14 protein-coding genes are annotated in these 11,558 nt (G+C 41.5%); 8 read left to right on the top strand and 6 right to left on the bottom strand.

Going from position 1 to position 11,558, the window contains the following annotated elements; all coding sequences use genetic code 11:
- Positions 1 to 53: 53 nt before the first annotated feature.
- Both ABXG83_RS01720 and ABXG83_RS01715 read right to left on the bottom strand, forming a co-directional pair.
- The gene (locus ABXG83_RS01720) at positions 54 to 794 is read right to left on the bottom strand and encodes a DUF2490 domain-containing protein (RefSeq protein WP_353549772.1); all 741 of its coding nucleotides are present in this window, start codon (positions 792 to 794) and stop codon (positions 54 to 56) included.
- A gap of 17 nt (positions 795 to 811) precedes the next feature.
- Positions 812 to 2,398: a S41 family peptidase gene (locus ABXG83_RS01715; protein WP_353549771.1), complete on the bottom strand. Its 1,587-nt coding sequence runs from the start codon at positions 2,396 to 2,398 to the stop codon at positions 812 to 814.
- Between the two features lie 158 nt (positions 2,399 to 2,556).
- Here ABXG83_RS01715 and ABXG83_RS01710 point away from each other — a divergent pair, with 158 nt between their 5' ends.
- The 3 genes from ABXG83_RS01710 to ABXG83_RS01700 all read left to right on the top strand — a co-directional run bounded on the left by ABXG83_RS01710 (position 2,557) and on the right by ABXG83_RS01700 (position 4,891).
- Entirely contained in the window at positions 2,557 to 3,399 is an 843-nt protein-coding gene (locus ABXG83_RS01710) for an N-acetylglucosamine kinase (RefSeq protein ID WP_353549770.1), read from the top strand.
- Positions 3,400 to 3,408: 9 nt separating this feature from the next.
- Positions 3,409 to 4,227: an N-acetylmuramic acid 6-phosphate etherase gene (murQ, locus tag ABXG83_RS01705; RefSeq protein WP_353549769.1), complete on the top strand. Its 819-nt coding sequence runs from the start codon at positions 3,409 to 3,411 to the stop codon at positions 4,225 to 4,227.
- A 100-nt stretch (positions 4,228 to 4,327) separates the two neighbouring features.
- Positions 4,328 to 4,891, top strand: coding sequence for a hypothetical protein (locus tag ABXG83_RS01700; RefSeq protein WP_353549768.1), 564 nt, complete (start codon positions 4,328 to 4,330; stop codon positions 4,889 to 4,891).
- A gap of 21 nt (positions 4,892 to 4,912) precedes the next feature.
- On the opposite strand, the gene hutU is transcribed toward ABXG83_RS01700, so the two are convergent.
- Positions 4,913 to 6,571: a urocanate hydratase gene (gene hutU / locus ABXG83_RS01695; RefSeq protein ID WP_353549767.1), complete on the bottom strand. Its 1,659-nt coding sequence runs from the start codon at positions 6,569 to 6,571 to the stop codon at positions 4,913 to 4,915.
- Positions 6,572 to 6,841: 270 nt separating this feature from the next.
- Between hutU and ABXG83_RS01690 the strand changes: the two genes are divergently transcribed.
- Entirely contained in the window at positions 6,842 to 7,426 is a 585-nt protein-coding gene (locus ABXG83_RS01690; protein WP_353549766.1) for a hypothetical protein, read from the top strand.
- Between the two features lie 70 nt (positions 7,427 to 7,496).
- On the top strand, positions 7,497 to 7,652 hold the full coding sequence (locus ABXG83_RS01685; RefSeq protein WP_250685288.1) for a hypothetical protein: 156 nt from the start codon (positions 7,497 to 7,499) through the stop codon (positions 7,650 to 7,652).
- A 66-nt stretch (positions 7,653 to 7,718) separates the two neighbouring features.
- Here the strand turns inward: ABXG83_RS01685 and ABXG83_RS01680 are convergent, their stop codons facing one another.
- Positions 7,719 to 8,030 carry a hypothetical protein gene (locus tag ABXG83_RS01680; RefSeq protein WP_353549765.1) on the bottom strand — a complete coding sequence of 104 codons (312 nt, stop codon included), beginning with the start codon at positions 8,028 to 8,030 and terminating at the stop codon, positions 7,719 to 7,721.
- Positions 8,031 to 8,256: 226 nt separating this feature from the next.
- On the opposite strand from ABXG83_RS01680, the gene ABXG83_RS01675 reads away from it, so the two are divergent.
- A complete protein-coding gene (locus ABXG83_RS01675) occupies positions 8,257 to 8,997 on the top strand; it encodes an electron transfer flavoprotein subunit beta/FixA family protein (RefSeq protein WP_353549764.1) in 741 nt (246 codons plus the stop codon).
- Between the two features lie 33 nt (positions 8,998 to 9,030).
- Entirely contained in the window at positions 9,031 to 9,993 is a 963-nt protein-coding gene (locus ABXG83_RS01670) for an electron transfer flavoprotein subunit alpha/FixB family protein (RefSeq protein WP_353549763.1), read from the top strand.
- 83 nt (positions 9,994 to 10,076) lie between these two features.
- On the opposite strand, the gene ABXG83_RS01665 is transcribed toward ABXG83_RS01670, so the two are convergent.
- Positions 10,077 to 10,865 (bottom strand): SDR family oxidoreductase, encoded by a 789-nt coding sequence (locus ABXG83_RS01665; RefSeq protein WP_353549762.1) that lies wholly within the window; start codon positions 10,863 to 10,865, stop codon positions 10,077 to 10,079.
- Positions 10,866 to 10,874: 9 nt separating this feature from the next.
- The gene (locus ABXG83_RS01660) at positions 10,875 to 11,201 is read right to left on the bottom strand and encodes a cupin domain-containing protein (protein WP_353549761.1); all 327 of its coding nucleotides are present in this window, start codon (positions 11,199 to 11,201) and stop codon (positions 10,875 to 10,877) included.
- A 53-nt stretch (positions 11,202 to 11,254) separates the two neighbouring features.
- Between ABXG83_RS01660 and ABXG83_RS01655 the strand changes: the two genes are divergently transcribed.
- Positions 11,255 to 11,548 carry a DUF3817 domain-containing protein gene (locus ABXG83_RS01655; protein ID WP_353549760.1) on the top strand — a complete coding sequence of 98 codons (294 nt, stop codon included), beginning with the start codon at positions 11,255 to 11,257 and terminating at the stop codon, positions 11,546 to 11,548.
- Positions 11,549 to 11,558: the final 10 nt, after the last annotated feature.

Below are 11,558 nucleotides of genomic sequence, written 5' to 3'. Positions count from 1 at the left end.
GACTTTAGCAATTTCAATACTACTAAAGTACAATAAATACGTATAAACGACCTTTATCGGATGTCTATATTGTGCATATACGCTACGCGGAGAGCATTGATATTACGGTACTGATTACCAGCAGCAAGCTGTATAAATGTATTCAGATAGCCGAACTGTAGGTTATTGTTATTATCAAATGAATAATTCAACCCTAAGAACAATCGATTCTGATCAAAATAGTTGTTCACGATCTGCTTCCCAAAATTGATATGTAATTCATCATTCACAATAGCTGATAACTTCTTGGGAACCAACCCTTGCGCATGTAACGGGATTTGATAGAAGAAGTTATAACGCATCCTGAAATTGAAAGAATAAGTATCTGCAAGTTCCGTATTACTCAAGTATCTTCTGCGGTATCTCTCTTCCAAACGGATATACTGCATTAATCTTGTACGCTTATTCCTTGTAAACCACTGTATTTGTTGCCAAGGACGATGCTCCGGTTGCGATACCTTGATATTGTCATTCGCAGGAAAATTGTTCACAAAAGCATAACCCAAGGTCAACCGTACATTGTCATCCACAAAATAGGTCAGTCCAACCCTCGCAATACCTGTTGAAAAATTACCGACCACATCTTCACGGGTTCGGATTTGAAAATCGCCCCACAAACCCCATTTATTGCTTAATCGCGTCTGATTAAAGTAGGCCAGCCATGTTTGTGATGCATGCGAAGTATTCTTAGGTTGCGCCATTACCGTTGTCACCAATAATAATGCAACCAGGGATAATTGGATTTTCATTCTCATCGATAAAAAATTGAGGACTATTTTAATACTTCCAAAGCTTTAATAATAGCCTGATCAGTCTTATTCTGCACTTCATAATACCCTTGTGTTCTCCAGATCTGACGTGCCATCATCAGTTGTATGGTTTTCAAGAGCAATGATTTGTCTTTGGCAGATGCACCATTCAGTCGGATACTATCTTTAGCTGCAAACGCCACCAGTTGTTGCCATTCATTTTCACCCGGATTGAATTGTTTGTAGAGATCATCCGGTGTTTTATATGATTTGAACTTTTGGGTATCCTGTAAGTATAAACGATAGACAAAATTGTTCATGGTACTCTTGTAATACATGGCTGTCAAGGCTGTATCAAGCTTTGAGGTATCATAAGCAACAAACACATCCGGCGTTATCCCTCCACCGCCATACACCATCTTACCTCCCGGTGTTTTATACGATTTACCGGATGGTTTCACGGTATCTGCCTTTACCAGTTCCCCATTGTGCCAACGGTTCACCAATTCTTCTTCATATTTTGTCTTGCCCTTATCATAAGCTTTTTGAATACTTCTACCCAATGGTGTGAAGTACCTGGCGATGGTCAATCGTACGGCACTGCCATCAGACAACTGGAATTGTTGCTGCACCAATCCTTTACCAAAAGAACGTCTGCCAATGATCGTAGCTCTGTCCCAGTCTTGTAAAGCCCCACTTAATACTTCACTCGCTGAAGCAGAAGTTTCATCGACCAATACCACCAATTTCCCTTTTTCGAATAGTCCATCTCTTTTACAACGATATTCCATTTTCGGCATGTGTTCACCTTCTGTGTACACAATGAGTTTATCTCCATCTAAAAACTCATCGGCAATATCAGTCGCTTCTTTCAGCAATCCACCTCCATTACCACGCAGATCCAATACCAATTCCTTCATGCCTTGTGCCTGTAACTTTTCCAGCTGTTGCATGAACTCTTCATAAGTAGGTTCTCCAAAACGATTGATACGGATAAAACCAGTTTCTGGTGTGATCATGTAAGAAACATCCACTGTTGGTACCGGTATCACGCCTCTTTGTATGGTTACTTTTTTTTCTTCTTTACCTCTCAACAAGCTCACCATCACTTTTGATGCTGCAGGTCCACGTAATATCGCACGTACATCATCCGGTTTTATTTTTTTTCCTGCGATCACGATACTGTCGTCTACTTTGATCAATCGATCCCCCACCATAATGCCAGCTTTCTCAGAAGGACCACCCTTCATTACATTCATGACATGTACCGTATCATTCAATAACTGAAACTCAACACCAATCCCTTGAAAATTACCCATCAATTCTTCATTCACTTCCATCAGGTCTTTGGCGGGAATGTATACGGAATGGGGATCGAGACGGGAAAGCAATTCATCAGCAGTGATCTGTGTTATGCTATCCACTTTTACAGGATCTACATATTTATTCCTGATCAGTTCCACCAACTCTTGTAAAGCACTTCTTTTATTGATCGTTAAAAAACGACTTCCCTGAGTTTTATCCCTCAACTGATAACCAATGACCATACCCAAAACCATCACTACGGAGAACATCAGTGGCAACCAAACCTTTACTTTATTATTTCCCATACGGCAAATATCTGAAATTCAAGCCTAACTAAAGATGTTGTTCATGATAAACGGCTAACAGTTATTAGTATTGAAACATTCAACAAAACAGGTGGCATTTTCATTAAAATTTTCGTACTTCGTGGCTTGTTGACATTATCCGTCTTCAAAATTTGATTATGCCTGTAAGATTAATCGCCGATAGTGGTGCCACCAAGTGTGAATGGTGTGTATTGGAGAACGGAAAGAAAAAGAAAACCATCTATACACAAGGGATCAGCCCTTATTTTCTGTCCGGACCTCAGATCGTGGCCCTTTTAGAAAAGGAATTACTTCCCAAACTGAAGAAAATAACGGTTCAGGAGATCTATTTCTATGGAACCGGATTGGGCAATCCGAACAATATCAAGATCGTTAAATCTGTCTTTAAAAAACTATTCCCGAAAGCCAAAACAGAAGTACAAAATGATCTACTCGCAGCTGCAAGAGCACTGTGCGGTAAAACAAAAGGTATTGCCTGTATTTTGGGAACCGGCGCCAATTCCTGCTTCTATAATGGTAGAAAAATGGTGAAGAATAGTCCGGGTCTGGGCTATATTTTAGGTGACGAAGGCAGTGGTGCTTATCTGGGAAAAAAAGTTGTGCAATACTATTTGTACAACACCTATGACGAAGAACTCAAAGCACGATTTGAAAAACGATTCATGGTAACACCCATGGAGATCCTAGAAAACGTTTATAAAAAGCCCCTCGCAAACAGGTACCTGGCCTCTTTTGCCATATTTCTGGCTGAGAATCGTGGTCATTATATGATTGAAAACATCATTGAAGACGGGTTGAATGACTTTTTCTTCACTCACTTATACAAATACAGAGAAAGCTGGACGCATCCGATCCATTTTGTTGGAAGTATTGCATTTGGTTTCAAAGATGTATTAAAAGACCTTTGTAACACATACGAACTGGAACTGGGAAGGGTACTGAAAGCCCCGATGCAGGGCCTTATTGAATATCATCGCTAAAAAAGAACTATGGCTGAATTTATTAAAGTTACAGAACAGACTTCCACATACAGACATTTAGAAAAGATGTCAATTCAGGAATTGTTGACCAATATCAACAATGAAGATAAAATGGTACCACATGCGGTGGAAAAAGCCATTCCTCAGATCGAAAAATTAGTGGCCGCAATTTCTGATAAAATGCTGGCAGGCGGTCGTTTATTTTATATCGGCGCCGGAACCAGTGGAAGACTGGGTATTGTAGATGCCAGTGAATGTCCTCCGAGTTTTGGTGTTCCTTATGGACTCGTGATCGGACTCATTGCCGGCGGCGATAAAGCTATCACACAGGCTGTTGAATTTGCTGAAGACAGCACTGAACAAGGATGGGCAGATCTTCAAAAACATTTTATCAGTGATAAAGATGTCGTGGTTGGATTAGCAGCAAGTGGTACCACTCCTTATGTGATCAGTGCATTAAAAGAATGCCGCAAAAGAGGCATCATTACGGGAAGTATCAGTTGTAATCCCAATACCCCTGTTTCCAGAGAAGCGGATTTCCCGGTAGAAGTGGTTGTGGGGCCTGAATTCGTAACAGGTAGTACACGTATGAAAAGCGGAACCGCACAAAAGCTGGTGTTGAATATGATCTCAACTTCTGTAATGATCCAATTGGGTCGAGTAGAAGACAATAAAATGGTCAATATGCAACTCAGTAATGTGAAGCTGGTTGACAGAGGCGTAAAAATGGTGATGGATAAACTTAAGATCACTGAATACGAAGTAGCGAAAGACCTTTTACTGAAACACGGAAGCGTGAAGAAAGCTGTAGAAGCAGCAGGGCAATAAAACAGAGGAATAAAGAACAGAGAAATAAGAAATGAGAAAGTAAATTCATGCTTCCTTTCTTATTTCTTATTCCTTATTTCACATTTCGTATTTTCTCTCCATGCACAACATCGAACCATTCTATAACTGGCGTCATATTTATGTTTCGGAGGAAGACAGTCGTTCTCCTTTTTTCGGACGCACGTATAGTGAGTTTGAATTTTCTCAAACAGTTTACAATTATTATATCCATCCGCAGTGGGATGATTTTGGAAGCAAGACACTGTATCTGAAAATCATTTATGCGGATTATGAATTGAATTTTGCCATCATAGAGCTGATCGGTGAATGGAATGACGCCATTGAAAATGACATCATGGAACTGAAACGTGAAGTGATGGATCTTTTATACAAACAAGGCATCGTAAAATACATCCTCATCGCAGAAAATGTCCTGAACTTTCATAGTAGCGATAAAGAATACTACCAAGAATGGTATGAAGAATTGAGTGATGAAAATGGCTGGGCTGTTGCATTGAACATGAGTGACGCAGCACAATATGATTTCAAAAAGAAAAAGTTGAATTATTATATTGAGCTGGTCGATCTTCCCGAATGGCGCACGTATAAACCTTATCATCTTTTTAAAAAGATAGATGATATGTTAATGAAACGCCTTGATTGATCGCAGTGAAGCAACACTCAACTACAACCCTAAGTGATGTTTATTCAGTGTTTCTTTCGCAATCTCATATCCCGCATCTGCATGTCTGATCACTCCCATCCCCGGATCGTTACGCAATACTCTTGCAAGTCGCTGTGCCGCTGCATCCGTACCATCTGCTACGATCACCATACCAGCATGAATGCTATATCCCATCCCTACTCCACCGCCATGATGCAGACTCACCCAACTGGCACCACCGGCTGTATTCACCAATGCATTTAAGATCGGCCAGTCTGCTACTGCATCACTACCATCCAACATGGCTTCGGTTTCACGGTTAGGGGATGCAACAGATCCTGTATCTAAATGATCACGACCGATCACAATTGGCGCTTTTACTTTTCCGGTTCTAACCAATTCATTAAACGCCAACCCGGCCTTCTCTCTTTCACCTTGTCCCAACCAACAAATTCTTGCAGGCAATCCTTGAAAGGCGATTCTTTCTTTTGCCATTTTCATCCATCGTAGCATGGATTTATTTTCAGGAAACAAGTTCATGATCAATTCATCAGTAACAGCAATATCAGCAGGATCGCCACTAAGTGCTGCCCAACGAAAAGGACCTTTCCCTTCGCAGAATAACGGACGAATATAAGCGGGAACAAAACCGGGAAAGTCAAATGCATTGTTCAACCCATGTTCGGCGGCACGTGCGCGTAAGTTATTGCCATAATCAAAGGTGATGGCACCAGATTGCTGTAGCTGCAACATCAATTCAACATGTAGCTTCATGCTGTCATAAGCCAATGCGATATAGGCTTCGGGGTCTTTCTCACGTAATACATTGGCAGCTTCATTATTCAGTGTATGGGGAACATATCCAATCAGTGGATCATGTGCAGAAGTTTGATCGGTTAATACATCTACTTTTATTTTTCGCTCGATCAAACGTTCCAACAAGGCGATGGCATTGCATAACACTCCAATACTTAGTCGCTCTCCTTTCTCACGAGCCATCACTGCACGATCAATGGCCTCGTCAATATCATGAAATTTCACATCCAGATATCTTGTTTCAATACGCTTATCGATTCGCCACTCTTCTACTTCGGCGCAAAGTGCAACACCATCACACATGGTGATTGCCAAAGGCTGAGCGCCGCCCATTCCACCCAACCCCGCTGTAACACTCAAAGTACCCTTTAAAGAACCACCAAAATGTTTATCAGCAACCGCTGCGAAAGTTTCATACGTACCTTGGACTATTCCCTGCGAGCCAATATAGATCCAGGAACCTGCGGTCATCTGTCCATACATCATCAATCCCTTTTGTTCCAACTCAGTAAAATGCTTCCAGTTGGCCCAATTGGGAACCAGTTGAGAATTGGATAATAATACACGTGGTGCATCAGGATGTGTTTTCAGAATACCCACAGGTTTACCACTTTGTATCAAAAGCGTTTCATCATGCTCCAACTTTTTGAGTGAGGCAATGATCTTATCCAATGCTTCAATATTTCGCGCAGCTTTTCCTCTTCCACCGTATACGATCAGATCCTCGGGTCTTTCAGCAACCGCAGGATCAAGGTTGTTGAGTAACATACGTAAAGCCGCTTCCTGGATCCATCCTTTACAATTCAGTTGTGTACCAACAGGAGTTTTGTATTTGGCATAATCATAAGCAATCGTAGCAGACATATCGTTGTTTTTGGTTTTGTCAAAATACGCATTTTTATCTTTGATTGGGTGATCTATGATTTTTTGTTGTACGTATATATAAAAATCAAAAAATCATAGATCACCCAATCAAAGATTACATCACATATTTATGTGATGCGCTGTAATCTTCTGACAGCAAGGGTTTCATGTGTCTTACCGCTCAGAATATCATATTGACCATTTAACAAACATTACATTTTCGCTGCAACGATCTGCAAGTTGATTTGCTCAAGAAATAAAATAAGAACTATGAGCAAGTACATTTATGCAGTAGCATGTATCGGTCTGTTTTTCGCCGCATGCAGTAAGAAAGAAAATCCGACACCCGTATCCATTGAATATGTTCAGCTGAATAATGCAACGGTAACTACAGATCAGTCTGTAAACATTGATTTGGATAAAGATGGTACCGTTGATTTTCTGGTAACAAAAGAATTAAGAGAAACAGCTGCCGGACAAGACGATTTACTTGAATTCAGGGTCGTGAGTGGTCAGCAGCACAAGTTATTGGTTCAACAAGATGGCACTCCAGCTCGTAAAGAGCCGGGTGTGTGGATCAGAAAAGAAAATGAAGGTGCTTTCCAATGGGATGCGTCGCAACATGCAGTGGTGGTCACACGTGTACTTACGATCGATCTTGCAAATGCTTACTGGCAAGGAACCTGGAAAGACCAATACAACAAGTATTTGCCGGTTCAACTTATTAAAGAGGGTAAAACATACAATGGTTGGATCCAAATATCTTTCAGCCCTATTTTACCTTCTCGTATCATTGTGCATGATGCAGCATTCAACAAAGTAGCAGGAGAACCGATTCAAGCAGGTAACAAATAACTCATAGATCAAGAAATCAAAGAATCGAACTCATGAACGATTTCAGTATATTTGGATAAAACCAAATAATATGGGATTACCTGTGAATAACAAAAAAGGCGGCAAAGCCGGTGCTAGCGGACCAAAAAATGCAGCACAAGCTTCCAAATTCATCGCCAAACCGGGTGCTAAAGCGGTAGGTGTAACCAAGAAACCGATCAAAACGGGTGGATCGAGAGGAAGTTGATCTTTGATTTTTTGATCTTTGATTTCTTGATTTTATTTTCCAAATCAAGAAATCAAAGATCAAAGATCAAAAAATCAAATCCTCATAGGCTGCTCTGAGTTCATTCAGTGCATGGTTATCGCCGGCATTCTTCGCAGCCTCCATGCCCTTTTCATACCATTGAATAGCGGCTTCTCTTTCTTCCAGGGTTTCCAACAATTTCGCTAGATGATAATAGGATCCAACATATCCCGGATCATCTGTCAATACTGCTAAAAAAAGTGCTTTAGCTTCTTGCAACTGTTCCAGTTTGATATACTCTAATGCCAAAGCATGGCGCAAAAAGCTATCCTTCGGATTCTGCTCCAAAAAAGCCAATATTCGTGCAATGCGGTCCATAGGGCGAAGATAAGGCAGCCAATAGCTCATAGTTCATAGCATATAGTAAGAAAAGTTAATTGTCAACGATGTGCTATGAACTATAGGCAATTAGCTATAGCCCCCCAACAAATTTCTCCTGTTAAAAAAAATATCCGAACCTTTGCCGGAAACAAAACTGCCTTATATTTGTAATTAGTTGCATAAACAACTATCTAAACGAATTTCAGCAAAACAATATAGACTTATGAAAATTTTAGTTTGTGTTAGCAAGACACCGGACACTACTTCGAAAATTGCCTTTACGGATGGCAATACCAAATTCGATGAGAATGGTGTACAGTGGATCATCAATCCGTATGATGAGTGGTATTCTTTGGTGCGTGCCATTGAATTGAAGGAAAAAGATCCTGCTACCATCGTTCATCTGGTAACAGTGGGTGGAGCAGATGCTGAACCAATCATCCGTAAGGCATTGGCATTGGGTGGTGATGAAGCCATTCGTATCAATACTGACAACAGTGATAGTTCTTATATCGCAGCTCAAATTGCAGCTATTGCAAAAGAGGGATATGATCTGGTTTTCACCGGAAAAGAAACCATCGATTACAATGGTTCTTCGATCGGTGGTATGATCGCTGAAATGATCGATGCACCTTATATTTCTTTGGCTACCAAATTTGAATTAGCCGGAAGCACCGCTACCGTTACCCGTGAAATTGAAGGTGGAGAAGAAACTGCTGAAGTAGCATTGCCTGCTGTGGTAAGCTGTCAGAAAGGTGTGGCTGAGCAGCGCATTCCTAACATGAGAGGTATCATGGCCGCACGTACCAAACCATTGAAAGTGGTGGAGCCTGTGGCTGCTGATGTATTGACTTCTATCGTAAGTTTTGAAATGCCTCCTGCAAAAGCCGGCGTAAAACTGGTAAGTCCGGATAACGTGGCTGAGCTGGTGAAACTGTTGCACGAAGAAGCCAAAGCCATCTAATCTATCTTTTTTCAAACCATCAAACAAAAGACCATGTCTGTTTTAATATTTGTAGATCAATCAGAAGGCCATATCAAGAAAGCTTCTTACGAAGCATTGACCTATGGTGTAAAAGTTGCGGAGCAATTGGGTACGACTGCTGAAGCATTGGTATTGGGTAGCGTAAGCGATGACCTTGCTTCATTAGGAAAATATGGTGTGAAAAAAGTGCACCAGGTGAACAACGCTTCATTAAATCAACTGGATGCGCAAGTGTATGCCAAAGTAATTGCTGAAGCAGCCACACAATCAGGTGCAACCGTAGTGGTATTCTCGCACAACCAAACAGGTAAAGCAGTAGCGGCTCGTGTAGCTGTTCGTCTGAAAGCCGGTTTAGTTGCAGGTGCTTGCGCATTACCGGATACCAGCAATGGATTCGTTGTTCGCAAAACTGTGTTCTCCGGAAAAGCATTTGCCAATGTGAGCATCTCTTCTTCTGTAAAAGTGATCTCTTTGAATCCAAACAGTTATACCACCATCGCCGGTGAAGGAACTGCGGAAGTGAATCAATTATCAATCGCTGTTGATGCTCCAAAAGTGAAAGTAACAGCCGTAAATAAAGTAAGTGGTGAAGTGCCATTGACAGAAGCTGAGATCGTTGTGAGTGGTGGACGTGGATTGAAAGGCCCTGAGAACTGGGGTATTCTGTTAGACCTCGCCAAAGAACTGGGTGCTGCTACTGCTTGTAGTAGACCCGTAGGTGATGCACACTGGAGACCACACCATGAGCACGTTGGACAAACAGGTGTTCAGGTAGCACCGAATTTGTACATCGCCATCGGTATCTCCGGTGCCATTCAACACCTTGCCGGTGTGAACCGCAGTAAAGTGATCGTAGTGATCAACAAAGATCCGGAAGCTCCTTTCTTCAAAGCAGCGGATTATGGAATTGTAGGTGACGCTTTTGAAGTAGTGCCGAAGTTGACAGAAGAGATCAAGAAATTGAAAGCGAAATAATTTTCAATTCATGCATAGAAAAAGGATCGGTGAATGCCGATCCTTTTTTATTTATGCTTATCATTTTCGCCCGATCATATTCATCACAAACTCCCCACTCTCCCACCATCCACCGGCAAATTGATTCCATTGATGTACCCCGCTGCAGGTGAGCATAAGAAGGCAACCGCAGCTGCAAATTCTTCCTGCTCTCCCAATCTTCCAGCAGGAATCATGGAGATGGTTTTTTCGACAATCGCATCCACAGTGGTACCTGCATCCGATGCTTGTTTTCCGAATAAATAATCGAGTCGGTCTGTTTTGGTATAACCCGGTAATACATTGTTGACAGTGATCCCATATTGTCCGATCTCATTCGCCAATGTCTTTGCCCAATTCGCTACACCTGCACGAACAGTATTCGAAATACCCAATCCATTGATGGGTTGCTTCACGGCAGTAGAAAGGATATTGATGATGCGCCCGAATTTATTTGCTTTCATACCCGGCACTACCAATTGCGCTAAAGTATGTGCCGTCAATAAATGAGCCGTCACTCCTTTTTGCATGTCTTCCAAAGATGTATTCAGTAAAGGACCTGCTGCAGGACCACCCGTATTGTTCACGAGGATATCAATGCTTTTTCCTTTGGATAGAAAATCTGTGATCAATTGTTTGATGTGTTCAGGATCACCTGAGTCTGCTACAAAATAACCATGTTGTTGTCCGAGAGAAATATCTAAAGACTGTTTCACTGCTTTCAAATTCTCTTCATTGCGTGCCAGTAACCATACATTCGCTCCGAGCATCGCCAGTTCATGTGCTACAGCAGCACCGAGTCCTTGGGAAGCACCACATACAAGTGCGGTCTTATTGGTAAGATCCAGATTCATAGTTTCATTTTAAAGTGCACGATAATCTTCACGAACAGGATAAAAAACATCCAATAATTTACAATCAGTGATCGCCAATCCGGAGTGCCGAACATTTGAAGGGATAACGATCACTTGTCCGGGTTTAAACCGGATCGGTTCTCCATCTAATGTCAATTCAAACTCACCTTCCAATACATGTGCTACCTGCTCATGTGGATGTGAATGCTCCTTCAATGCAGCTCCCGCTTTCACATCAAGATAAGAGAAGGTCATGTTTTCTGTATGAATGAAACGGGCTGCATAACCCGGAACTATTTCTTTGGGAGTGATAGCAGCTAATTCAACTAAAGGCATAATTCAATGTTATTTTCTGCAAATTACTCAATCCTTCCCTGTTTCTTTGCAGTATGAAAAGTTCATTACCACTGTTCCGTAAAGTTGGCATTGCCGAAGGTGTTTCATTATTGGTCTTACTCGCGATTGCCATGCCATTGAAATACTTTGCTGGAATTCCCGAAGCTGTAAAATATACGGGTTGGGCTCATGGCTTATTGTTCATCGCCTATTGCTGGCTGGCTTATGTGGTAAAAGAAGAGAAACAATGGCCTTTTCAAATGTTGGTTTGGGCTTTTCTAGCGGCTTTTTTCCCATTTGGAACATTTCTTTTCGATAAAAAGATCAGATCCGGACAATGGAACTGATGACATGAAT

The sequence above is a fragment of the Sediminibacterium sp. KACHI17 genome (genome assembly GCF_040362915.1).
Classification (GTDB): domain Bacteria; phylum Bacteroidota; class Bacteroidia; order Chitinophagales; family Chitinophagaceae; genus Sediminibacterium.
The sequence above is the reverse complement of the archived record's forward strand: the minus strand, read 5'-3'. Positions and strand labels throughout refer to the sequence as shown.